The 25,060-nt window shown below is 43.6% G+C and carries 24 protein-coding genes, 1 tRNA gene and 1 pseudogene; 8 read left to right on the top strand and 18 right to left on the bottom strand.

What is annotated here, in order from left to right; translation table 11 throughout:
• Positions 1 to 7: 7 nt before the first annotated feature.
• From AYW76_RS10680 to AYW76_RS10655, 6 genes are read right to left on the bottom strand one after another with little or no spacing between them, the layout of a single operon-like run.
• Positions 8 to 550 carry a DNA topoisomerase family protein gene (locus tag AYW76_RS10680; RefSeq protein WP_067219618.1) on the bottom strand — a complete coding sequence of 181 codons (543 nt, stop codon included), beginning with the start codon at positions 548 to 550 and terminating at the stop codon, positions 8 to 10.
• Between the two features lie 6 nt (positions 551 to 556).
• Entirely contained in the window at positions 557 to 916 is a 360-nt protein-coding gene (locus tag AYW76_RS10675; RefSeq protein ID WP_067219614.1) for a hypothetical protein, read from the bottom strand.
• Entirely contained in the window at positions 913 to 1,647 is a 735-nt protein-coding gene (locus tag AYW76_RS10670; RefSeq protein WP_231872595.1) for an HAD family hydrolase, read from the bottom strand. Before AYW76_RS10670 ends, AYW76_RS10675 begins: the two co-directional genes overlap by 4 nt.
• A gap of 1 nt (position 1,648) precedes the next feature.
• Positions 1,649 to 2,644, bottom strand: coding sequence for a ferrochelatase (hemH, locus tag AYW76_RS10665; RefSeq protein WP_331709448.1), 996 nt, complete (start codon positions 2,642 to 2,644; stop codon positions 1,649 to 1,651).
• Positions 2,645 to 2,654: 10 nt separating this feature from the next.
• A complete protein-coding gene (locus AYW76_RS10660) occupies positions 2,655 to 3,404 on the bottom strand; it encodes a hypothetical protein (protein ID WP_067219607.1) in 750 nt (249 codons plus the stop codon).
• A gap of 44 nt (positions 3,405 to 3,448) precedes the next feature.
• Positions 3,449 to 4,384 carry a chemotaxis protein CheV gene (locus AYW76_RS10655; protein ID WP_067219604.1) on the bottom strand — a complete coding sequence of 312 codons (936 nt, stop codon included), beginning with the start codon at positions 4,382 to 4,384 and terminating at the stop codon, positions 3,449 to 3,451.
• Between the two features lie 214 nt (positions 4,385 to 4,598).
• Between AYW76_RS10655 and AYW76_RS10650 the strand changes: the two genes are divergently transcribed.
• Positions 4,599 to 5,381: a TatD family hydrolase gene (locus tag AYW76_RS10650; protein ID WP_067219600.1), complete on the top strand. Its 783-nt coding sequence runs from the start codon at positions 4,599 to 4,601 to the stop codon at positions 5,379 to 5,381.
• On the opposite strand, the gene AYW76_RS10645 is transcribed toward AYW76_RS10650, so the two are convergent.
• From AYW76_RS10645 to AYW76_RS10625, 5 genes are all read right to left on the bottom strand, one after another.
• The gene (locus AYW76_RS10645; protein ID WP_067219597.1) at positions 5,382 to 5,705 is read right to left on the bottom strand and encodes a glutaredoxin family protein; all 324 of its coding nucleotides are present in this window, start codon (positions 5,703 to 5,705) and stop codon (positions 5,382 to 5,384) included.
• Positions 5,698 to 6,363, bottom strand: a complete 666-nt coding sequence (locus AYW76_RS10640) for a TetR/AcrR family transcriptional regulator (protein ID WP_067219594.1) — start codon at positions 6,361 to 6,363, stop codon at positions 5,698 to 5,700. The genes AYW76_RS10645 and AYW76_RS10640 overlap by 8 nt, the downstream gene beginning before the upstream one ends.
• 109 nt (positions 6,364 to 6,472) lie before the next feature.
• Positions 6,473 to 8,806: a DNA polymerase II gene (locus tag AYW76_RS10635; protein WP_067219592.1), complete on the bottom strand. Its 2,334-nt coding sequence runs from the start codon at positions 8,804 to 8,806 to the stop codon at positions 6,473 to 6,475.
• Positions 8,807 to 8,818: 12 nt separating this feature from the next.
• Entirely contained in the window at positions 8,819 to 11,275 is a 2,457-nt protein-coding gene (locus tag AYW76_RS10630; protein ID WP_067219587.1) for an ABC transporter permease, read from the bottom strand.
• Positions 11,275 to 11,961 carry an ABC transporter ATP-binding protein gene (locus tag AYW76_RS10625; protein ID WP_067219583.1) on the bottom strand — a complete coding sequence of 229 codons (687 nt, stop codon included), beginning with the start codon at positions 11,959 to 11,961 and terminating at the stop codon, positions 11,275 to 11,277. Before AYW76_RS10625 ends, AYW76_RS10630 begins: the two co-directional genes overlap by 1 nt.
• A gap of 13 nt (positions 11,962 to 11,974) precedes the next feature.
• Here AYW76_RS10625 and AYW76_RS10620 point away from each other — a divergent pair, with 13 nt between their 5' ends.
• From AYW76_RS10620 to AYW76_RS10595, 6 genes are all read left to right on the top strand, one after another.
• Positions 11,975 to 12,589, top strand: a complete 615-nt coding sequence (locus tag AYW76_RS10620) for an arylesterase (protein ID WP_067219580.1) — start codon at positions 11,975 to 11,977, stop codon at positions 12,587 to 12,589.
• Between the two features lie 11 nt (positions 12,590 to 12,600).
• Positions 12,601 to 13,542 carry a D-2-hydroxyacid dehydrogenase gene (locus AYW76_RS10615; RefSeq protein WP_067219577.1) on the top strand — a complete coding sequence of 314 codons (942 nt, stop codon included), beginning with the start codon at positions 12,601 to 12,603 and terminating at the stop codon, positions 13,540 to 13,542.
• Positions 13,539 to 14,267, top strand: a complete 729-nt coding sequence (locus tag AYW76_RS10610) for an RluA family pseudouridine synthase (protein ID WP_067219573.1) — start codon at positions 13,539 to 13,541, stop codon at positions 14,265 to 14,267. The genes AYW76_RS10615 and AYW76_RS10610 overlap by 4 nt, the downstream gene beginning before the upstream one ends.
• 9 nt (positions 14,268 to 14,276) lie before the next feature.
• A complete protein-coding gene (locus AYW76_RS10605) occupies positions 14,277 to 14,621 on the top strand; it encodes a translation initiation factor (RefSeq protein ID WP_067219571.1) in 345 nt (114 codons plus the stop codon).
• Positions 14,622 to 14,767: 146 nt separating this feature from the next.
• Complete coding sequence (locus AYW76_RS10600) at positions 14,768 to 15,775, top strand: GGDEF domain-containing protein (RefSeq protein WP_067219567.1); 1,008 nt, start codon at positions 14,768 to 14,770, stop codon at positions 15,773 to 15,775.
• Positions 15,776 to 15,788: 13 nt separating this feature from the next.
• A complete protein-coding gene (locus AYW76_RS10595) occupies positions 15,789 to 16,196 on the top strand; it encodes an acyl-CoA thioesterase (protein ID WP_067219563.1) in 408 nt (135 codons plus the stop codon).
• 65 nt (positions 16,197 to 16,261) lie between these two features.
• Here AYW76_RS10595 and AYW76_RS10590 read toward each other — a convergent pair whose 3' ends face one another.
• The 5 genes and pseudogenes from AYW76_RS10590 to AYW76_RS10570 all read right to left on the bottom strand — a co-directional run bounded on the left by AYW76_RS10590 (position 16,262) and on the right by AYW76_RS10570 (position 21,795).
• Positions 16,262 to 17,479, bottom strand: a complete 1,218-nt coding sequence (locus AYW76_RS10590) for an EAL and HDOD domain-containing protein (RefSeq protein WP_067219560.1) — start codon at positions 17,477 to 17,479, stop codon at positions 16,262 to 16,264.
• A gap of 441 nt (positions 17,480 to 17,920) precedes the next feature.
• Positions 17,921 to 19,381, bottom strand: a complete 1,461-nt coding sequence (zapE, locus tag AYW76_RS10585; protein WP_197467804.1) for a cell division protein ZapE — start codon at positions 19,379 to 19,381, stop codon at positions 17,921 to 17,923.
• 326 nt (positions 19,382 to 19,707) lie between these two features.
• Positions 19,708 to 20,662, bottom strand: a pseudogene (locus tag AYW76_RS10580) (IS5 family transposase).
• 407 nt (positions 20,663 to 21,069) lie between these two features.
• A tRNA-Ser gene (locus AYW76_RS10575) sits at positions 21,070 to 21,157 on the bottom strand.
• A gap of 71 nt (positions 21,158 to 21,228) precedes the next feature.
• Positions 21,229 to 21,795, bottom strand: a complete 567-nt coding sequence (locus AYW76_RS10570; protein ID WP_067037818.1) for a nitroreductase family protein — start codon at positions 21,793 to 21,795, stop codon at positions 21,229 to 21,231.
• A gap of 98 nt (positions 21,796 to 21,893) precedes the next feature.
• On the opposite strand from AYW76_RS10570, the gene AYW76_RS10565 reads away from it, so the two are divergent.
• A complete protein-coding gene (locus AYW76_RS10565) occupies positions 21,894 to 23,432 on the top strand; it encodes a coiled-coil domain-containing protein (protein WP_067219553.1) in 1,539 nt (512 codons plus the stop codon).
• Positions 23,433 to 23,460: 28 nt separating this feature from the next.
• Here AYW76_RS10565 and queF read toward each other — a convergent pair whose 3' ends face one another.
• Both queF and AYW76_RS10555 read right to left on the bottom strand, forming a co-directional pair.
• Positions 23,461 to 24,276 carry an NADPH-dependent 7-cyano-7-deazaguanine reductase QueF gene (gene queF / locus AYW76_RS10560; protein ID WP_067037814.1) on the bottom strand — a complete coding sequence of 272 codons (816 nt, stop codon included), beginning with the start codon at positions 24,274 to 24,276 and terminating at the stop codon, positions 23,461 to 23,463.
• A 10-nt stretch (positions 24,277 to 24,286) separates the two neighbouring features.
• Positions 24,287 to 25,060, bottom strand: coding sequence for an ABC transporter permease (locus tag AYW76_RS10555; protein WP_067037812.1), 774 nt, complete (start codon positions 25,058 to 25,060; stop codon positions 24,287 to 24,289).

The raw sequence follows: 25,060 nt of genomic DNA, 5'->3' as shown, positions 1-25,060 counted from the left end.
TGAGGCTTTAATCGGTACTATTTGGACGAAGCTTTCTGGGTACGGGAAGACCTTTGTCATCTTGAAGTGTGTGCTTGCACTCTGGGTATTTAATGCACCCCCAAAAATACCCTTTTGCACCCTTTTTACGGACAAGGTAGTGGCCACAAGCACGACACGGATATTTTTTGGACGATGAAGGTTCACCATTTAAATCATCTAACGTCAACTTGCACTCTGGGTAATTACTGCACCCCCAAAATACGTTTTCACCATGCGACTTCTTACGCAGTTGTCCGTTGCATAATGGACAAAAGAATTTTTTGGCACGTACAGGACGCCCTTCATCGTTATTAGCGGTGTAATCGCAACTGGGAAAATTCTCACACCCCCAAAACGCACCATTTTTACCACTTTTAAGCAACAATACACCTTGGCACTTTGGACATCGATAACGCTTACTTGGCGCACCAATGTAGCCAGAGCCATCTTGTGACAAGAACTCTTGTTCCCAAGCATCTGTTATGGGCTTAGGAGAATGATGTGTAGGTTTTGGTGTATCCCGACTCAAATTGAGTTATTCCTCAACGCAGTTCAATTTATCTTTGCTATCACAAGCATTTGAATTGATATAGTCTTTCGCCTTATTTGCGCCATCGCGGGCAGCTTCTGCCGTCGCACTACCCGCCTCTTTTACTTTATCCCATACTTTAGCGCTTTGTTCACCAACGTCTTTGCCTACTTCTTTAGAGCGAGTTGCCGCATCGCCTGCCACTTCGCGAGTACGATCTGCCACATTACCTGCTACTTCACGTGTTTTCTCGACCACTTTACTGGCCGTGTCGCGAATACTATCAACAGTCTCATTCGCCTGCACTGGCAAGACAAAAACTGCAAAGATGACGGCTATAGCCGGCATACATTTAAAAACCTTCATGAATCCACCTCACCAATCAACGTAAAATGCTTACGAATCCAGTCCTCTACTTGCTCTGCGGAAGACACTGCTGATATATCAGGGTACTGCGCTAATTCCGCTTCGCTAACCTGCTCATGACTCCATGTAGTATGATAAGGTACATGCAATGCATGTGCCCCTGCCTCCATCACAGGCAGGATATCCGACCGCATTGAATTTCCGATCATTAACAGTTCACTTGGCTCGACTTGCAGACTTTCAAACAATTTTTGATACGTCGGTGTATTTTTATTACTAACGACTTCATACCAATCAAAGTAATCACTTAATTCAGACCGAGCCAGCTTACCTTCTTGATCAAGCAAATCGCCTTTGGTAATCACCATAAGCTGGCATTTACCTTTTAGTGATTTCAATAATGCCTCTACGCCTGGCAGCAGCTCAATCGGCGCTGCCAGCATTTGCTTCGCCAACTGAATAATCTCATGGATTTCGTAACCAGTGATACGGCCTTCTGTCAGCACGATCGCGGTTTCAATCATAGAAAGTGTAAAACCCTTAATGCCATAGCCAAAGTTCGATAAATTCTCAATCTGAACTTCATTAAGACGCTCAAGTATGTACTCTCGAGAGTGATACGGCTCAAGCATTTGAACAAAGGTCTGCTGGGTGCTCAGAAATACATCTTCATTGCGCCAAAGCGTATCGTCGGCATCAAAGGCTATGGTGGTAATAATAGGTTTTTGCAAATCAATTCATCCAGTGTTGAGTGTTCTCAAGTACAAGCGTTTCATAAAGACTAACATGATCTTTGCTGTCATTAAGTGCAGCAATGTAGTCAAACGCCTCTCCACCAGCGTCCATAAACTCGTCTCGTAATTGCATGTCTATTTCTTCAAGCGTTTCAATACAATCAATAGCAAATGCTGGACTGATCATATTCAAAGACTTAATCCCCTTCTTAGGCATCGCACGAATGGTTTCATCAGCATAAGGCTTTAACCACTCTTCTCGACCAAATCGTGATTGATAGGCATGTGTATACTCTGACTCATTTAAGCCAAGTTTTGCCACCACAGCTTGTGTAGTTGCTTCACAACGAGATTGGTAAGGATCGCCTTCTGTCACATAACGTTTTGGTATGCCATGATACGAAAACATCAAATGTCGCTTGCTGCCTTGAACGGCCCATTGTTTTTCAATACTTGCGGCAAGCGCGTCGATATATTGCGGATGATCCGCATAATCTTGCAACAGATTGAGTGCTGGCCAATGCGGACAACGCTTTAGGGATGACATCAACCTATCATAAGCCGCCGCAGTGGTTGAACGCGAGAACTGAGGATACATTGGCAATACCACAATGCGTTCGACATGATGTTGCCGAAACACTTTAGCTGCTGCCTCGACGCTGGGTTCACCATACGTCATAGCCATGGTGGTTACAAAACGCTGTCCATCGGCATTTAATTTTTCATCCAGTTTCTTGGTTAATCTCTGGCCTAACACCAGTAACGGTGAGCCTTCATCCATCCATACTTCTTGGTACACTTTGGCTACCTTTCTAGGACGAATATTCAAAATAACACCGTTTAAAATAGGCTTCCAAATCAAAGGATTCACATCAACAACTCGTGGATCAGAGAGAAACTCCTTCAAGTATTTTCGCACAGCTTTAGGAGTGGGTGCTTCCGGTGTTCCTAAATTAATAAGTAACACACCGATTAAACTTTTTTTCTGATTCATAGTCATTCCGTTACGTAGAAAAGATAATGTGCTTAAAAATCAAGTGTGCCCAGACACTTAGACACATCGCCAATACGATCCAATCCAGTACTTTGGATTCAAATTGACTAACATGAATACGTTGTGACAGTAGCAGTCCTAATAAAAGACCTACCAACCCAGCTAAAGCGATAAGTGGCGACAGGTAATCAAACATCATTCCAGCCGGTAGAGCCAGTATTCCTACCAATGCGCCAATGAGAGAAAAACACCATAATGCACAACGATTCGCAGAGTTAGTATATTGATTTAACCCCGATAAAATTGACATTCCTGAGCTTAATCCGAGCCATTGAGGGAGACCGATAAGCAGCCCAACAATGATTGACAGTCGTTGAGGAATTCTCTGCAAATCCAGCTTTGGCCAGCGCCACCCTATAAAATTTACCAGTGTTGTTAAGCCTAATAAACTCAGCAGTCCGACAAAACCCCATGGCAATAAAAAGACTAGCTGAACCCCGACAAAGCTCCCAAGTGACAATCCTGCCCCTAAACGGGTAACGGACTCTATATTTAGACTTTGCCGCTCTTTAAAGACACAATATCCTGCGTAAGTAAGAGCGAAAGGCATCAAACTCACAAACAGCGAAAGTAAGGTTGTGACGTCGTCTAAAGCGAGCAAACTGCACGGGATGATAATAATAAATGGGTCTAAGCGTAATCGTTTATTTACGATTACAGCACACAGCGAAGATAGAACAATATATATAGATAACAGCATAAGGAGAAACACCCTGATCAATCAGGGTGTTTTAATGGGGCAAATTATTCCGCTTCCATAACGCTACGGATTCGATCTTGAATCACGGTCGCTAATTTATCTGGCTGGAATTTAGATAAAAAATCATCACACCCTACTTTTTGAACCATAGCTTTGTTAAAGCTACCACTCAAAGAGGTATGCAACACAATGTATAGATCCTTCAAGCGAGGATCTTCACGAATTTCTCGAGTCAGACGATAGCCATCCATCTCCGGCATCTCTGCATCGGTAATCATCATGAGCAGCTTGTTGGGAACATCTTCCCCCTCAGCGGCCCATTTTTTAAGCAGATCCAAACCTCGTTTACCATCTGTGGCTGTATGCACTGCGATCCCTAAATGATCTAGGGTTGAACGACACTGAGCTAAACCAACAGATGAGTCGTCTACCACCAAAACTTCGAGACCATCGGCTAAGTTCAATAAATCTTTGTCAATGACTTCATCCGACACACGAGTGTCGTATGGCGATATTTCCGCAAGCACTTTCTCTACGTCTATGATTTCTACTAGGCGGTCATTCACACGTGTAATCGCAGTTAGATAATGCGTACGGCCCGTGCCATCGGGTGGTGGGAGAATTTCACTCCAGTTCATGTTAATAATACGATCCACTTCACCAACCATGAATCCTTGAACTGTGTTGTTATACTCTGTCACGATGAGATTACAGGGTTTATCTTTATCAATCGGACGAAGCCCAATCGATTCAGACAAATCGATGACAGGTACAGTACGGCCACGAAAATGGGTCACGCCTGCTACAGATGGATGACGGTGCGGCATTAAATTCAGACGAGGCAGCTGAACCACTTCCTGCACTTTAAATACGTTGATAGCAAATAGCTGCATGCCCCCCAGACGAAACATCAACAACTCCAGTCGGTTTTCACCAACCAGCTGTGTTCTCTGGTCTACTGCATCTAACATTCCCGCCATAACATACTCCGAAACGTAAGTTTTATACTCAAGGTACAACTTTAATAATGATAGTTAATTATGCCTAACATAACAGTAATTTTTTGCAGTATAAAACTGTTAAGTCATGATCTACAAAGAAATTCATACAATTTTGATACACAACTACGACAAAGGATTCTGTTCGCTCACCATAGGCTGGTAAAATGTTACCAAAGATCAACTTGGAGATAGTATGCTAGACATTGGCGTTAACTTAGATCACTCATCTTACCTTAAAGACCTAAACGCTTTTCGAGAGCAATACCAACAAGCTGAGGTCGAGGGTATTATTTGTATCGCTTCGAACTTAGAAGAAGCTCAAAAGTTAGTCACAACCTGTTCGCCTTATCCTGACATGCACTATACATTTGGCTGCCACCCACACCACGCCTCGACTTGGCAAGATAGCCACACTAAAGTTTTATTAGAAACCTTCAAAACTGATTCAAAAGCCATCGCTGTAGGTGAAATGGGACTCGATTTTAATCGTAACTACTCGACCCCCAACGAACAAATCTATGCGTTCGAGGCGCAGCTTACTATTGCCAGCCAAGCCAATAAACCTGTCTATTTACATGAGCGGGACGCATTTGCGGAGCTAACCCAACGGCTTGCTCAAGCTCACTTACCCAGACAAGGGGTGATCCATTGTTTTACTGGAGATAAGGATCAACTAAGAACATATCTTGATCTTGGATTGTATGTGGGTATTACAGGCTGGCTGTTAGACGAGCGTCGCAACCAAGCGCTTGTCGAAGCTGTCAAATATCTTCCATTAGACAGAGTCATGCTTGAGACCGATGCGCCGTATTTATTACCACGTAATATTCGGCCTCGGCCGAAACGAAATCACCCGAAATTTTTGCAATACATCGCTCAAGGGGTGGCTGATGTTAAACATGTTTCACTGGTAGATGTGATCAACGCTGCCAACCGTAATACTCACGCGTTGTTTTTCCAACACCCGTTAATTTGATTACTTCGAAGAGCCCACCAAGAAGATACGCCGAGGTTTGCGGACTGAAATGTCCGCAGATTTGGGATCGTTTGCAGGAATGACCGGACTCGTTGAGTGTGTCGACAGCACTTTATCAACTTTAGCCTCGTTAAACGGCCAATCTGCTTCGATTACTCCATTTGAAAGCACAGGAATACGCAAGCCGTATTGATTAACTAACTGTTCGTCGTCAGCAATATCAATATGCGTTAGACCAACATCACCAAAGAAATGACGTAGCCATATCTCTGCTTCTTCACATAAATGACACCCTAAAGTGCCGTATAATACAATGTTAGACATAACCCGCTTGTGTTTTCTCTAATTCTAAAATGGATTGCGGTAAAGATGCCAAGGGAGTGACAGGACAAACAAGATTGCCCGCATGCAATAATTCATCACCGGAAATACCCATGGAGGACAATGCCAGCACCACAATCTGCGTTGCTTCTTGCTCCGGCAACATTTTGTGCGACGCATGATATTCTTTAAGCAGAGGAAATACACCATTTTCAATAAACGATGCTGTCAGCTTAGGATTATTGTGGCGCCTATGAGACATTGAGCCTTCTAAAACCATAGGCTCTAATAGCGATACCAGCCCCCCTTCTAAGCGTTCAGAAAAACCATCCGCTTTAAAGAAATAACTCGCCCATTCAGGCTTAGCATTAAGAATATTGACAAAATATTTGATCAATAAGGATATGCGGCATTCGATGCTAGTTTGTGTGAATATCAGACTGTTTATATCTTTAATAATCATAAGAGACAAACAAGCTCGTACATCGGCTAAGGCGTCGTCTTTACTATCATAATAATTATAAAACGTACCAATACTAACGCCCGCTGAAGCGGCGACATGCTGTACCGTAATCTCACTCCAATCGGTTTCCAATAACAGCTCCTGAACGGCACTGCGTAAACGATCTTGGGTTAAAACTCTTTTGGGTGCTAACGCCATGTTTATCTCAACTATCAATCCATAAAAGTTGTGTCGCATCACAAAAGCAACATCTGTTGCTGAATTAAAGAATTCAGCAACAGATGTACTCTATTATAAGGCCATCCGCTTATAGCAAATTAAACTGCGGTGTCAGTATATCAACAACATTCAAATTAAGCATATGAAAAACGCCTTCTGCAATAGGCAAAATTTGTTTATCAATATAATGTTGATAATCTAAGCTGCTTAAGTCTTCATCACTTAAATACGGAACAACACCAGCCAAACTGTAAATATATTGCACCCTTTTACGTCCGCGCTCGTATTCCGGTGGCAACCCTTGCTTATGTCGAATTTCATCCGCCATTTTTGCTGCACGTACGTGAGGCGGCTGGGTTTTGGTGTACTTTGCCAATGGACGTGTCAATTGTTTGGAATAGATCAACTCATGATCGAACTTACCCGCCAGTAGATCACTGACAAAATCCGCCACATAGCGATCCATATCTTTATCAAAGAATACATGCTCAAAGAGCTCGACTTGAAAACGTTTTGCTAACGGGGTCCAATCACTTCGGGCGGCTTCCAGACCTTTGAATACCAGCTCGCCATTGGTGAGGCCTGCGTAGCGTTTTTTTGACCCTTCTTCTTGACCACGAATAGTTGGCATATAAAAACGGGTATAAAGCGTTTCAAACTCTAGCTCTAGATGTGAGTCAATATCGGCATACTCGCCACACCATTCGCTTAAGCATTGGTTGACAACGCCACACAAATCTTTCCCTGCTTGCCATGCCTGCTCTTCAGATAAAGCATCAGACAACGTAATGAACAGCGAATCAGTATCACCGTAAATCACTTTCGCACCACGCTCTTCCATCCATTGCTTGCTACGACCCAGTAATTCATGGCCGCGCATCGTAATTGAACTGGCTAACTCGGCATGGTAAAAGCGACACACTGACGAGCCAAGCACACCATAAAATGAGTTCATGATGATTTTGATCGCGTAACTTAAAATATCATTGCCATCCCGTTTTGCGGTTTCACGTGATTGAGCAAGCTCAGCCACTAACTCCGGCAAGATAGCAAATTGTCGCTGAAACGATGCCCCACGATAGCCAGGGACAAGACCTTCATCTTGCGCCAAAGCTTGCGCTACAACTCGGGCTAATGGATCAACAAAGAATGTACGAATTATACTCGGGTATAGACTCTTAAAGTCGAATACCAACACGTTTTTGTATAAACCAGGCACAGAATTCATCACAAAGCCGCCAGGGCTTGGGACAAACTTGTCCTCACTCCAAGCAGGTCCAACCCACCCAGAACGATGCAGTCGTGGTAAATACAAATTCTCAAATGATGCAACAGAGCCACCGGGTTGTGACATTGGAATCCCCGTCAAATCCACTCGTGTCTGCTGTAATTCGATCAACTTTAATTTTGCAAAGATACGCTCAACCAATACACAATCTTGTAGGTTATACGCAGCAAAGTTGGCCAACTCTTCGCGATGTAATCGTTCGATCTCTTGCCAGCGATCACCACCCGTAATTAGCTTACTTTCATCCAGTAGTTCATTACTGACGTTGTTCAGGCTGTACGAATTAAAGTGGTACCCACCCACCTTGAGCATGGTAATACCATCTAACACTACGCGACCAGCAATGGACGCAAACACTTTGCCGCTTTCTTTTGCTTCACGTACGCGCCAAGGCTCACCTTGTACGCCCAATGTTGGCTTAACGCCAAGCGCTCGAAAACGCTGATCCAGAAACATTAAATCAAAGCCAATGACATTCCAGCCAATAATAATATCTGGTGCATGCTTACGTACAAACTTAATAAACGCCATCAATAACTTACGTTCATCTGTAAACGTATAAACGTTTTCTATTTGAGCCAGTTCAGTGGTGACAACGAGTACGACCTTACGATCACCACTGGTGACACCTATAGATAATAATTCATTGCGCGACACAGACGTCTCGATGTCTAAAGACCATACCCGCCAATCAGGTTGGTAGTCTCCGGCTTTCAATTTTGCTTGAGTATAAGTGGCTCCAGAAGCATCGGGCACACCAACAAAAGCAACTTGGCCCCGAATATGTCGCTCCATTAAGTAGCGATCTTCTGGCTTAATGTCTTCTTCGTAGACCAAATAGCCCTGTTTTTTTACCAACGCAACCATTTGCTGCTGCAGCAACAAGCTCTGACAGCGAACAACATTGACCGTATCATGGGAAAAAGATTTCAGCTGCGTCTCTTCAGATTGAATACCAGGCACATCGGTAGCCAGAGCCTCCAAAGGTGCATTGGTGAAAAACAATGTTTCAGGGTTGGCGATGGCCACTTTGACCGTGCCTTCGTCAGTCTTCACATAGTAATGAATGTCTAAACGACCTTTTTCATCCTGACTGTGACGACTGACGATGTATCCTTGCTGTGATTCAAACATGGTTATGGGTACTTAGATGGATCTCAATAAACGAATGGGCGGCACTTTTAGCACAGCTCGACTCGCAAATACACCAATAATTGTGACAATCCCCCAGCCAGCTAGTGGGCCAACTACCCACAATAACGGATGAAAGGTCACTTCCATTTCAAACACAAAGTGCTGTAACCCCACTAAAGCAAGCTCTGCACCCGCCGCGCCAATTAATCCAGCAAACAAGCCTAAGGCGCCAAATTCGATCAATAAAGCCTGTCGAACGATCTTTTTAGTAGCACCTAACGTTCGCAACAACGCCCCTTCTTCCAGCCGCTCATCAAGCGTTGAACGAACGCTTGCAATCAACACTAACGCGCCAGCCCCTAAAATAAAGGTCAGTACGATTTTTAATGCATTTGCCAATTGCGCAATAATGTCCTGCACCTGCTTTAATAACTCACCAATATTCAACATAGAAACGGTTGGGTAATTTGCCATAAAGCGATAAAACCCTGCGGCGCTGGTGTCGTCTAAAAAGACACTGCTGACATAATTGGCTTGATAATCCGAGAGCACCGACTGAGGTAAGATCAAATAAAAATTGGGTTGCATACTTTGCCAGTCGACCGTTCGTATCGAGGTAATGGGCAAAGTATAATCTATCCCCCCAACATTAATGGTCAGCTCATCCCCCAACCCCACATTCGCTTCGATAGCCGCCTCTTGTTCAATAGACACGCCTGCAGCGCTGAAGTCCCCATCGACCAATGTTGAGCCTTCACCGATTTGATCAGCCCACGTTAAGTTTAGCTCCCGCTCCACAATCTCAGGTTCGTTGCGGCGATCTGGGAATAACACGTCTACGGCCTCACCATTTATCTCAATCACTCGACCTCGAACCATGGGAAACCAATCTGACGCGGTAATATTATTGTCTTGGGTATAACTCTTGATCCCCTTCAACTGTGCTTCTTGAACATTAAATAGATAATGGTTTGGGGTATTTTCAGGGACTTGTGCCTGCCAATCTTGAATCAAATTACTTTGTACACCCACCAACACAAGGCTGAGCATGATGATTAACGTAAAAACGAGGAGCTGAAACAAGTTTGACACAAGACGTCGATGTAATGCGGCCAACCCTAGTTGCCAGCCAGTAGTCGATTGTTTGGATAATTTTCGGCTGATTGCAAACAACCCCCAGCCGACTAAAAACACTAATCCCGTCACCACAGCTAAACCGATCATCACGATACTTGGCAACCGCCAACCACCGGCATAAATCACCATTAAGCCGTACATGCCCACTAGACCAAAGACAAACAACGACGTCGAGCTCACCTGTAACCCAGCATTGGGCTGCAATACGCGTAATGGCGGCACATTGACTAGGCGCGCCAACAAAGGTGCGCAAAACGCCAAAACCGAAATGATCGCAGTCGCAGCGCCAAGCCACAGTTTATTCAAGCTGGGCGATGGCAGTGAGCTGTTCATCAACGATGACAACAAATCCGCGATCAACCCCTGTATCAGAAGCCCTAACCCAGAACCCAACATAATCCCAAGCAGCGTAATCATTGACACTTGAAACACCATGATACGAACAAGTCGCTTCGGCGTAGCCCCCATGGTTTTCATAACTGCAAATTGCGTTAAGTGACGTTTCACATAACGTGCAGATGCCAGCGCCATAGCCACACCTGACATTACAACCGCCAACGTTCCCGCTAGCAGTAGAAAAGACTCAGCTCGGGTGACCGTATTACCAATTCGTTCACCACGCTCAATTGGTGTGCGAATGCGCTCGCCCTCGCCTAACGTAGATGAAAGTGCCGCATCAAATTGCTCCAATGCTTCAGCATCCCCAGCGTAAAGAAAAGCATAACGGACACGCGCGCCTGGAATAATCACTTGTGTTGAGGCTAAATCCGATCGGTTAATAATGGCTCTGGGAGCAATCGAGAACGCTGACGTAGCGCTGCCAGGATCTCTTACTAGAAAACGAGTTACCGTTAATGGCGCCTCTCCTACTCGAACGGAATCCCCTAATTTAACATCCAGCAAACTGGCTAAGCGTGATGACAACCAAATTTTTCCGGCCTTGGGGGCTTCTTTTACCGCTTTTCCCACACCAAACAATGCATCATCAACTAAAAACTCACCACGTAGTGGGTAATTCTCGGCTACCGCGGTCACTTGAGCCAACTGCAGCCCATCTCCACCAAACACCATGGAGGAGAAGGAAGCCGTTTGAGCTGTTTCTAGTCCTGCCAGTTTCGCTTCTTCTATCCACTTCTGTGGTATCGGCTCATCTCTACGGACACTTCGATCAGCCCCCAGCAAATTGGCAGATTGCACTTCGAAAGATTGCTGTAATCGATCCACGAATAAACCAATACCTGTCACCGTCGCAACAGATAAAACTAAAGCGATCAATAGTGTCAGAATATCGCCGGTTTTAAATTCCCTAAGCAGTAACCGCCAAGCAAACATTAGGACTCCTTAAGCTCGCCGTCATGAATTTCGATACGACGATCACAGCGTTGCGCTAATTCTGGATCATGTGTTACCACAACCAATGTAGTGCCTTGTTGACGATTTAACTCAAACAATAGATCCTCTACTAACGTGCCATTTTTACTGTCTAAGTTCCCCGTCGGCTCATCGGCAAATAATATTTTAGGAGCCGAAGCAAACGCACGAGCAATGGCAACACGCTGTTGCTCACCACCGGATAACTGTCTTGGATAATGAGTGATTCGATGAGATAAGCCGACTTTTTCTAACAGCTCACGAGCGCGGTCATCCGCTTTACCGTTGCCTTTCAGTTCATTAGGTAACATCACATTCTCCAACGCCGTTAAGCTTGGTAATAAATGGAATGACTGAAAAATAAAGCCCACGTATTTGCCTCGTAAAATAGCCCTACCTTCTTCATCCAAAGTTTCTAGCGCTTCGCCATATAACTTAATAGTACCTTGCGTGTGTTGATCCAAACCGGCCATTAATCCCAGCAAGGTAGACTTACCTGAACCCGATGCACCAACGATTGCAACTGACTCACCGTCCTTGATATCAAGATTAATTCCTTTGAGTATGTCCAATTCACCATTGCTTGTTGTGACGGAATGGTTAAGCTTTTCTATTGTCAAAGCCGACAATGTTTCCGTGTCTTGCATAAATAGGTTGCCTATGTTTTCAAAATTATGTGTTGCGTTACTGTGTGTTTGTTCACTGCTTACCACAACGGTGCAAGCTAAAACGCTGTTAGTGTTTGGTGACAGCTTAAGTGCTGCCTATAACCTCAGACAACAGCAGGGTTGGGTTAGTTTACTCAGTCAACAATTAAAAAGTAGTCACCCAGATATCCAAGTGGTCAATGCCTCTGTCAGCGGAGAAACCACTCAAGGTGGTTTAGCACGATTCTCAAAGCTGCTGGATACCCACAATCCAAGCTGGGTCGTTATTGAACTAGGTGCCAACGATGGTTTGCGCGGATACCCGCTAAACCAAGTGCAACAAAATCTCGCAAAAATGATTGAGCAAGCACAACAAGCTAATGCTGAAATCCTGCTGTTAGGCAATCGTTTACCGAGCAATTACGGACGTACTTACACCGATCAATTTTTTAATATATACAAAGACTTATCAGATCAATACAACACCCAGTACGTGCCTTTTATGCTTGAAAATGTGGCACTTGATAAAGCGCTGATGCAGAATGATGGATTGCACCCTAACGCCGCCGGACAGCCCGTTGTACTTGATAATGTTGCGCCTGCTTTACTGCCCATGTTGAACGATTAAAAGGAGTTACGATGAAAGCTGTATTTTTGGATCGCGGATCTTTCCCAGAAGAGGTATTTATTCCAGTGCCAGAGGGTGTAAAAGAAACACAATTTTTTCACAATTCAAACAATACGAATACGCTTGAACGCATTCAATCGGCCGATATTGTTATGACTAACAAGGCCGTTCTAACCCGCTCTTTCTTAGAGCAAGCCTCAAATCTGAAACTTGTACAAGTTATGGCTACGGGAATGAACAACGTCGATCTAGACGCTTGCAAAGAGCTTGGTATTGCCGTCCAAAACGTGACGGGGTATTCCACTGTCAGTGTACCAGAGCATACTTTTGCTATGATTCTGGAGCTAAGACGCAACCTTACTCGCTACCGTGAGGCGATTAAGCAAGGGCGTTGGGGCCAGTCTGAGTTCTTCTGTTTTATGGATTACCCAATCACCGACTTGGCCAACAGTACTTTATGCATCATTGGTAAAGGCACACTGGGAAAGCAGGTTGAAGCAATTGCTACCGCATTTGGCATGCAGGTTATATTTGCAGAACATAAGCATGCGGTCACCATTCGCGACGGCTATATAGCATTTGATGAGGCTATGGAAGCCGCTGATATCATCAGCTTACATTGCCCTCTTACAGAGCAAACACATCATATGATTGATGAAGATGCTTTCAAGCTTATGAAGCCAAGCGTTCTGTTAATTAATAATGGTCGAGGCGGACTAGTCGATGAGCATGCGTTGGTTAATGCATTGAAGCAAGGCAAAATTGCGGGTGCTGGATTTGATGTCGCTACAACTGAACCCATGCCGCAAGATCATGTTTTACAGACCATTACCGATTTACCTAACTTCATACTCACGCCACATGTTGCTTGGGCGAGTGAATCTGCAATTTCACGCTTACTACAGATCGCTTGTGATAATATGGATACTTTTATCAAGCAACAGACTTCATGACCTTAGAGATCCTTCATATTGATGACGACTTAGTCGTCGTAAACAAACCCAGTGGATTACTTGTCCACCGCACGGACTTAGCAAAACATGAGCAAGATGCCGTTGTTCAACGACTCAACGAACAATTAGGTCGTTGGGTCTTCCCAGTACATCGCCTTGATCGCGCTACTTCCGGTGTTTTGGTGATGGCATTAAATGAAACCGTTGCACGTAAACTCGGTGAGCAGTTTATGGCGCGTACAACAGGGAAACATTACCTTGCCATTGTCCGTGGCCACACAGCAGATCAAGGCACGATCGATTATCCTCTTGCAAAGCTTAACGAAGAAAAAGGCCGCTCTCGCTTTAAAATCGAAGGCACTGAAAAAGAAGCCGTCAGTCACTTTCAGACGTTAGAAACCTTTGAAATTCCAGTGCCAGTAAGCCGCTACAATCAAATGCGCTTAAGTCTAGTCAGCGTTCAACCAGAACATGGTCGCACCCATCAAATTCGTCGTCATTTTAAACATGTGTTTCACCCACTACTGGGAGACACTCGCTATGGCTGCCGTCACCACAATCAAGCCATGCGCGGCCATTGGTTTGAAGACTTACGATTGATGCTACACGCCAAGCAATTAAGCTTTACGCACCCAACCACTCAAATGCGCATGTCAATTGAGGCTCCTGTTCCAGATGATATGCAACAATTGATTGAATCACTCAGACAACAAACCTGCAATTAGAGTCACACTATGAAAAATAAACTTGTTTACTCAACTGACCAAGGTCGAATATGCCCTGAATGTGAACACAATTTAGACGACTGCCAGTGTCATGACAGCTCAAAAGTTCTTGGCTCTGGCAACGTTAAAATTCAGCTCGAAACCAAAGGTCGTAAAGGCAAAGGCGTAACATTGATTAAAGAGCTGGCGCTGAATGCCGAAGAGCTGAAAGCGCTGGGCAAAAAACTCAAAAACCACTGTGGCGTAGGTGGCTCTGTCAAAGAAGGTGTTATCGAGATTCAAGGTGACCAACGAGAGAAGATTAAAGCCTATTTAGACAGCCAAAACATCAAAGCAAAAATCGCTGGCAGCTAATTTACATTCCGTTACAAAAACGCTTTAATGTAAACATCTCTTACGAATATTTTGAAAAAAGCCCTGAAAATCAAGGATTTTTGTTTTGATTTTGAATGTTATATTGTTAAATTTATCTGAATAGTAATTCACTAAAAGAGGTTTGAATGCACCCCGACAGTCCACGTCAGGCCAATGCTCTATTGTATAAAGCAGTCCCGCTGATGCGAAAAATGGACATCGCACCAACACCATATAACTATGGTATTTGGTATGAATACGTGCGGCAAACCTCGCCCAAGCTCAACCAACTGATGGACTCCACTATTGGTCGCTTAGGCAGTCTACCCAGCTTTATCTCAAAAGAACTGTTTCATCAATTTCTTGTTGCAGAAGAGGCGCGCTATAACAGCGATCATAAAGATCGACTTGAAGAGCTGGTCAACTCGGTATCAACCAGCACTTACACAATGACAGAAAGCCTCCAAGAGCTTGGTTCAGTCATCGAAAAGAGCCGCCGCGTATTGTCTCGCGCCGACCGACAGCAACATCTTGAGAAAGTCGTTCGCTACCTCGACCAAGGCACCAAGAAAGCACTAGAAGAAGCCGAGTACTTCTCAACATCTTTACACAAAGTAAATGAAGAAGTGTTGCAGCTAAAAGCAGAATTAGATGAGATGAAAAACAATGTTGATCTAGATCCTTTAACACAGTTGCTTAACCAAAAGGGATTGGAGCGTCAGCTGTATTCATTGATCCCCTCATCTGAAGATGACCTCTCACTTTTAATACTCGACATTGATTACCTAAAACAAATTAATCACAAAAACGGTCGACGCGCCGGTACAGCGCTTATCTGTCACATCAGTCGAATATTACACAGTAAGAAACTTGAAAATGCGACAATCGCTCGACTGAATGGCGGTACATTTGCCATCGTTCTTCATGAGGCCACGCTTGACTATGCTATTGAGTACGCTGAAATACTCCGCACGCACCTTAACAAGCAACGATTAAAGAGCCGTTCTGGCGAGGGCATTATTGATAAAATTTGTGTATCTGTTGGCGTTGCAACCGTTATCGGACAAGAAACCCCCGCCAATCTTATTGCTCGAGCAAGTGGGTATCTGGATAATGCAAAGCGTCAAGGTCGAAACCGAACCGCCAGTCGTTAATTTGGGAAGATATATGAACACGGACAACTTGCCACACACCACTCTTATCGAAGTGCGCGATTACGAATGTGACATGCAAGGCATCGTCAATAACGCGGTCTATCAAAACTATCTAGAACACGCTCGTCACACCTTTATCAAAGACAAAGGCCTAAACTTTGCCGACATAACTAAAGATGGTATCCATTTAGTCGTCATGCGTGCCGAAGTCGACTACAAGCGACCGTTAAAAAGCGGCATGATCGCTAGAGTAGAAAGCCACTGTGAACCCATCAGTAAATTTAAAACCAAATTTACTCAGTCTATTTATATTGGTGAAACAACCCAGCTGAGTGCTCATGCTATCTTCATCATCGCCTCAATAAGCGACAATGGACGCCCTGCTGTTTACAAAGACATAAACAAACTTTTTAGCTTATAAAGCAATTTTCACAAACCAAAAAAACCGCTACTTATAATAAAAATAGCGGTTTTTCTATAATTACGCTAAGAAACACAATCAAGCCCATGTAATGCATCGGTTGCCCAGCTTCGGCTCTCCAAATAAAACTTATTAAGAGCATCAATAGTAGAATCACTAGCTCCCAACAACTCAGCTTTTTCAAACTTCATTGCTAACAACAAAAGAGTGCCCTGCTTTCCACTATGACTTAATAATGCCTCTTTGATAGTGTCGCTAATAGGGAGTTGCTCACAGAGAACATCGATGTCTTGATTAAGCATCAGATCAGCCATGGAAAGTAGCCCCATAATAAATGCCTCATCTGGATTGGTATTGAACTTATATTGCGCAAGCTTTTGACACATGGCGGCTCGCGTCAAAACCTTAGGCAAAAGTAACATTTTACAGGGGTCATCATTGGCTATTACTAATGTTGTCACCAATGTTCTGAGTTTTTCCAGTCCAACTACCGCCATCGCATGCTGTATACTCGTGATCGTATTCACTCTTTTATAATGAGCTGAGTTGATCATTTTTAACAAACGCACAACAATTTGTGGCTCATACAGAAGTTGTTGCTCTACTTTCCCCAAATCTACATCATCTCTGTAAAGCTCTTTGAGGATATTCATTCGGGCATTTAGATTACTGCTTCGATGTACAGATAACGCACTTTTTACTTCAGGCCTCGAAAAAAAATAACCTTGAAACAACGTGCATCCAAGGTGTTTGTACCGCTCAAACAACTCCATTGTTTCTACTTTTTCAGCCAATAGGGTTATCCCGTTCAAAAGATACAGATCAATTTCAGACTGACTTGGCGGGCTTTCTAACACATCTAGTTTAATGATATCTACAAAGGGTAGCATCGGACGGGTTTTAGGTGTCAGGACAAAGTCGTCTAGCGCGATGGTATAACCAAGCTCTTTAATTTTTTTTAGCGAAATCAGCAAACCGGAGTCTACTTTAACATTCTCTAAGACTTCTATGACCACCCTATCCGGATTGGGTGGCAATAAATCAGGATTAAGTAGCCATTCGCGCGGAGCATTAAAAAAAAGTTTTCTTTCACCGCACAAGCTTTCAATACCAGTTTCGTAAAAAGCTACATTACAGGCTCTTGATGTCGCGACTAAATCATCTTCAATTTCCGCACTCTGAGCGGATCCTGAAGAACGATACAAAAGCTCATCGGCAACATGCCTTAGATTTTCGTCACAGATTGACTGCAACGCAATACAGTAGCTTGTTTGCTTTACCATGATATCTTTTATCCACTCAAGTGTACTTACCTATATTAAAGAAATTCAATATAAAAAGACGTTACAAATTTGTAATCAGAAAAATAATTTTTTCAGCCACAAAATCATACGGAGCAGTATAGCTGCGACTTCAACTCCGAAGCACACCTCACTCTCAATTAAGGAGTGATAAGTTGGTAATAAGGGAACATCTTGCAAAATTCACAGCCAACCCATTTATGAACAACTCATCTCCTCTCTAGAAGCTGTTTTTTGCTTGGTTAAGCTCGTGCTCTCTTTTGACTAGATCAAGAAAGAAGACTGCTGATGGAAAATTGGTATCTGAATGCCCTTTAAACGAAAAATAGCAAATCCACTTTGGATAGGGAAGCTGCGATTATGAGCTCACAGCGCACCAAAGGTGTCACTCATTTTAGTTTTTTGCACGGTAAAGACACTTCGTCATTGCCGCCCCCATTCCTTTCCACCCATTTCTTCCAACCGAGATGCGGCTCGTCGAAAGGAAAAGGCGAGATCACTTGCAGCCGAAAATTGTGCTAGTGACACACCAACTCGACCCGTCGCTGACCACTCGACATATTTCCCCTCTTTGGTGCGAATCATGGTCGTCGCAAAAGAACTCGAGTTTCCCCCCTTCTCATTGACAAACAATTCTTCATCTCCATCACTGCTTTCGACTTGCGCTTCAAAATCGACAAACAATTCGTCAAGTGGGACTTGTGCCGCCAGCACCAAGCGGGTGCGAGATTCATAACACGCGTCAATGAGTGTCACGAATCGTCGCGCTTCGTTGAGGTGTTTGGCGTCCAGTTGGGGGACGCGGTCAATGATGAGGACCGGAAATCGGTCGCAGAGGGAATTATAATCGGCCGCCCCGAGCGGTTGGCAGCACAACTCGGAAAAGTCAAACCAAGCGCACCGGTCATTCAATCGAGCTACCTGGACGGTGCGACCAAAGAGGACGGGAATGATCTCGGCCTCAGTTCCGGATGCAGTGCCACCAAATATTTCCTCCAACTGCGCATACATGTTATTACTATTATTATCGCCATGAACATCCTTGTTTGACCAAAAATAGGATTGACCATCCGCTCGATTTTCGAGTCGATAATCCTTGCGGGAATCCTCCATGGAAATAATGTCGGACGTGTGTTTTAACATATCGATGAATGGCAAAAAAAGGGATCGGTTAATGCCTCCCTCATACAAAGCATCGGGTGATCTATTCGAGGTCGCCACCACCACGACATTGCAATCAAGTAATAGTGAAAATAGTCGCTTCAAAATCATGGCATCGGCAATGTCTGTCACTTGAAATTCATCTAAACAGAGGAGTTGAGCTTCTTGTGCCAATTGTTGCGCAATAATGGGAATCGCATCACCTCGTGGGTGCTGCTGTTTGTATTCAAAGATTCGATGATGGACGTCTAGCATGAATTCATGAAAGTGGACGCGGCGTTTGGTAATCTTTGTGTGTTTGTGGCTGTCATTATTATAGCAAGAATCATCATCAGTAACCGACGCGTAAAAGAGATCCATTAGAAAGCTCTTGCCGACCCCGGTTATTCCATAAATGTACATGCCTCGCGGTGGTGGACCAAAAAACCACAAATGAAACTTCTTTCGAAGAAAGGACTGGGTCAATGCCAGGGGCCGCGCCAGTAACACTGGACCGCTGCTTGTACAACTGCTCTCTGTCGGATCTTCGGTGCACACACGTACTGGTGGGAGCCATGCAAGAGACTCGTGCAGGGCATCGAATTTTGCCGCTAGAGCGACTTGCGCGTCATCTCGTCGCACCTCCCCCGCGTCCAACTTGAGTTCATAAGCCGCTGAAACGGGGCCTGTAGAGAAGCACCGCCGAGCGACGCGATGTTGTGCTTTCAACGTCTTCATCATCATCTTCTTCATCACCGAACTAACGAGTTTATAAACATGCTAATATGGTACGCTAGATTATTGTAAGAGGATCAAATGGATTTGCACTAGAGACTCAAGTTTTTGCGTTCATGTTGAACGAAAATTCAGCATAACTAACTGAATAATATAAATAGCCCTATTATGGTGCAATGCTTGTTATCTAGGGAATATGCGAATAAGTTAGCTAATTAGTACTAAGTCGCTTGCTGACTTGATTTGCCTTTGAATTTGCTCAAAATCTCATTTTTTAGCGTGTCTTGTTCCCTAGTTGGAGGCTTTAAAGCTCCAACTACCGTTATCAAGACGGTTTAACCCCGTGCAGACCTTATCATCTGATCCACTCGCAGTATGTTTCCCAGTGCAAACAACACCGCGAGCTTATTATCATTTTTTGATAACCCTTTATAGACCGCTTTACGGAAACCAAACTGACACTTGAGTATTCGAAACGGGTGCTCTACTTTTGCTCTGATACTGGCTTTTATACACTCAGTATTGATAGGCTTTTTATTAATGCGGGGATGCTTCTTCCATTCTCGAACCTTGCTTGGCATCTCCGCAATCAACCAGTCCAACTTCTTATCTTTGGTTTCCTCACGTTTTTCCACGCCACGGTAGCCTGAGTCGGCAGAGACAAACGTCTCATCGCCATGCATCAGTTCATGGATTTGGTTTAGGTCGTGCTCATTAGCAGAAGTGGTGGTAAAACTGTGCACCAAGCCACGTTTAGCATCGACTCCAATATGTGCCTTCAACCCAAAGAACCATTGATTTCCATTCTTGGTTTGATGCATTTCTGGGTCACGTGACTTGGCTTTATTTTTGGTCGAGCTAACCGCCTCAATAATAGTCGCATCAACGATGGTGCCTTCTTTGAAGTAAATACCTGAGTCTGATAGCCATTTATGGACTTCTTTAAATAGTTTTTGTCCAAGTTTATGCTTCTCCAGTAAGTGCCTAAAATTCATAATAGTTGTGTGATCAGGTATCAGAATAACCGAGCAAACAGCCGCATAGAGGCCATCTCATAAAGAGCGTCCTCCATGGCATGTTGTACCAGTTCTGCATAAAGTGAATGCGTAGCATGGTAGACAAAGGATAAGGGCGACGTCCGTTGCCTACTTTTGGATAGAAGGGCTCAATTTGGGCTTCAAGCTGCTACCAAGGAATCAATTCATCCATTCGAGCAAGGAAGAGTTCTTTGCGAGTTTTGCGGCGTTTGCTGGTAAATTCGGTGTCGGCGAAGGAAAGCTGGTTCAGGATCGTTAGGCGTCGTAGTTGTCTTAAGTCGACGAAATTATCTCATGTTACCGACTTAATCGCATGTTCCTTAGTCTATGACTGATTTAACGAGGAAAATCACGAAAAATGCTGTCATACACAAACCAAATTTTCTCTTTAATTACAATAACTTAAAAGCTATTAATGTTGAAAATACTGATTTTGAGATTTGAGATTTGAGATTTGAGATTTGAGATTTGAGATAGGCATATTACGTTTAATCGAAAAGTGTATGACTCTAATTAGATGAAAGATTAGCCATACTTTTTTGCACTACACTTTTTTCTTGGACGTAATCGTTCAATATGGACGCTATTGAACATAATTCATTGATTTTATGGAATTTTAGGCACAAAAAAAGACGTCCTTGGACGTCTTTTCTGAGATGATGGCGGTGAGCAAGAGATTCGAACTCTTGATGCCTTTCGACATACACGCTTTCCAGGCGTGCTCCTTCGGCCACTCGGACAGCTCACCTAAACTTTTCAATTCACTTGTTGTGATTTATGGCGCGTATGATAAGTTTGAAGTTATTGAATTGCAAGCTTTTATTCACTTACAAAGACAATTCTTTCAGAGACGCCTGTATCTTCAACACGCTTCGCTTGGACACTCGGTGTGCCCACATAAATCAGGCCTACTACTTGTTGATTTGCTTCCAAACCAAGTTGTTCTTTTGCATCATCGGTAAAAACAGCCGGACCCGTTCGCCATATACCTGCGTAACCCAAAGCCTCAACTCCTAACAACACTTGCTGAGATGAAGCCGCTACGGCCATTAGTTGCTCAAACTCAGGAACCTTTGGATGATCAACAATATCCGCATAGACAAGCAAAATAGCGGGAGCACGGAAGGCCTTTTTGATAAACACATCAGCCTTGTCGTCTGATAATTGCTCTACCTCAGACTTAGCATGGCGCCAGTACACTTCCCCTACTTTACGACGAGCGTCGCCTTCATATATTTTAAAACGCCAAGGTTTCAAATTTCCGTGGTCGGCAGCACGACTGGCAGCATCCAAAATATCCCACCACTCGTCATGACTAGGTGCAGGCTCAGTAAGCTGATTGTTGGATACACGATCACGCATGAAATGCAAAAAATCTTTACTCATAACTATAAAATTTCCGTTAAGATCATAAATATACCTAAACATAACGAATGTGTTTTGATATGTAAATCTAAACGACTCTCATTTATGAGGCAGGCATTATGGAAAAATGGATTCTCTGGCTTCTATTAGAAGCAGCCACCATTATGACAGTTGCATCGCTATGGTTCATCTGGCGATCGATCGCATTACGTAAAAAACTAGACCAAGAGCGGGACAACGAATCCCCAGAGCTCGATGCCAGCTCGTCTCAAAATCTTAGTGGAAGTAAGGCTCAAAACCTTGAGCAAGAGCTTCCTTTTAAGGCCTTTGCTCAAGAGCTCGAGCGACAGGCCAATATCGCCGCCGACACTCTTAAAGATTTACGTTCGTCCGATGATCTCGACACGGTAACACGCTTTAAAGTCTGGGGAACACTCCTCAAGGCTGAACGCGCTATTTTATTAAATGATCAAAGCAACGAACCTAAGCCGATACTGATTCGCTTCATGGCCAGCATCATCAGTAGCCTTGAACAAATCAAACACAAAAAGATAAACAAAAATTCGTTAACTCAATCCTTAAAAGACATTGATGAAGAATTTAATCAAGCAAGTGAGCTTTTAATCTCAAAGGAAATTCTACTCGCTAACCAAAAAGAGCTGCATCAAGAGCTTCATAAAAGTATCGAGAGATCTGAGCAAAAGTTAAAAAAACTGGGCGTGAAGCACACTGAACTGCAGCGTTTGCAACTAGAGCTAAAGAAACAACATGATCAAGTCTCAAAGCTCGAACAACACTTCGACTACGATGATCAATATTACACAGGGAATACAGATAACATCCAAAGTGACGCCCCTCAGCATCAGTCTACAAAGCATCTACACAAACTAGAGCGCTTATCCAAGCGTCAGCAAGCCATCATTGAAAATCTGCAGGCGCAATTAAATGATACCTCTGACGATCAAGAAGATAAAAAAGAACAAGTACAGAAAATGGCGCTCGAAAGAATGGAGCGTATTTCATCAGAGTCAAACTCCTTGATCGGTCAACTTCAATCCGAGCTAGACAGTGCTAACTTATCTATTACGACTCTTAAAGAAAATATTTCTGAGAAAGACCGATTACTGCAAGAAATTGATAGAAAATTAAGTGAGATAGAAGGCTCTGCCTACACAGAGTTTCAGAGCATTAACTCAAACAAACGTGATGCCCTAGAATCTCTACTCGGTGATTTTGTGTTATTCAAAGAGGATAACGACACTAATACCTTTGAAGCTCAAGAACTAGAAGCACGTAAACTTGAGCAAGTACTCAAAGAGTCAGAGACCTGCGTTCAACTCCTCGCTCAAGAACTTGAGCGTGCGGAGGCGGAAAATGCTTCATTAAGAATAGACGTTGAACAACGCGTGCAGGAAGCACAAAGCCATCTAGGATCAAACAACATACCAAATCAACTAGCGGAACTCGGTGCTCTAAGGGAAGAGAATCGAGATTTAATTAGTCAAATTCAACAAATGAAAGACAACCTAATGAATGAAATCTCAAGTTCAAATGAAAAAACTTTACGAAAGGAGTACAACAAGAAGAGCTTAGAGATGGATCGCTTGCAGTTAGCCTACTCCGACCTAGAGAAGAAATATTTAGGCACATTGCGCTGATTTTTTACAGCGCAATATGCCATTCATATCACTGACGAGATAATCTGTCGTTTCCGAGCACTATCGATTCAGTTGAACGGTATGGATTGATATCTAAACCTCCTCGGCGTACGTAACGCGCGTATACCACAAGGCTATCAGGCTTACATTGAGTCATGATATCAATGAAGATTCGCTCAACACATTGCTCGTGAAAATCCGTGTGCTCACGAAATGAGGCAACATACTTAAGCAACGCTGCATGATCAATTTGTTTGCCACGATAATCAATGAAAACAGAACCCCAATCAGGCTGATTCGTTACAGGACAGTTAGATTTAAGCAAGTGACTTACTAAACGTTCTTCAACTTTCTCGCCACCCAACTTATTGACCAGTAACGAGGCATTGGGGTGGTATTCCGTCACCTCAACATCAAGATCATCAATGCAGTAATCAGGCGTTAACACTACCAAAGACTCCATAGCATCAACGTCTCGGATAATCACGCCTACGGGTGCACCCGCCACTTTAGACAAATCATCTTCGAGTATCTGCTGAACCTCAAAGGCATCGTCATAACGCATTTGATTCAACGAGTTCAGGTATAACTTGAAAGACTTAGATTCAATAATATTTGGCGATGAACAAGGCAAACGAAATTCCGCCATCGCCACAATTGGCTTCCCCTTTTTATTTAGCCAAGATAACTCATATGCGTTCCAAATATCCTCTCCATGGAAGGGTAAACGCTCGGATTCGATCCCCATGTCACGCCATTTATCTACGCGAGCAATTGGAAACAATAATCCTGGATCGTATTCAGAAACATAATCCGTTTTCTGTCCTAGGGGCAAAAAACCCATGTACAACACCTCAATTTCTAATGCCTCTGCCGCGATTCAGCAGAGAGAGTCCAATATAAAATAGGCCGATAATAAAGGCAGCGATGATAACCAACGCCCACGTCACGTCAATATCTGATACACCCAAAATGCCATAGCGGAAAGCATTAACCATGTATAGCACTGGGTTAAGCATCGAAACCCCCTGCCAAAAATCAGGCAACAGGCTGATTGAGTAAAACACACCACCCAAATACGTAAGCGGCGTTAAAATAAAAGTAGGCACAATTGAGACATCATCAAAATTACGAGCAAATAATGCGTTTACAAACCCGCCTAAAGCAAACATAACCGACGTTAAGAATACGATCAGTATGGTTAGCAATAAATTATGTAACTGCATGTGAGTAAAAAACAACGACAGTACGGTTACAACAGCCCCGACGAATAACCCGCGCGCCACGCCCCCCAAAACATACCCTAATAAAATGACCCAATTAGGCGTCGGAGAGACCAGTAGCTCTTGAACACTATGTTGAAATTTTGCGGAGAAAAAAGACGAGGCAACATTAGAGTACGAGTTTGTAATCACCGACATCATAATTAAGCCAGGAACAATAAACTGCATATAACTAAAACCACCCATCTCACCAATTCTGCTACCAATCAAGTTACCAAAGATAGCAAAATAGAGCGTCATGGTAATCGCTGGAGGCAGAAGCGTTTGTGGCCAAATTCGCATAAAGCGACGAATTTCTCGACGCAAGATTGTGTAAAATGCAATCCAGATCTCACCTGAAGACAT

This window comes from Marinomonas gallaica (assembly GCF_001639745.1).
In the GTDB taxonomy this organism is placed as follows: Bacteria; Pseudomonadota; Gammaproteobacteria; order Pseudomonadales; family Marinomonadaceae; genus Marinomonas; species Marinomonas gallaica.
This window is presented reverse-complemented; position numbering and strand designations above follow the sequence as displayed.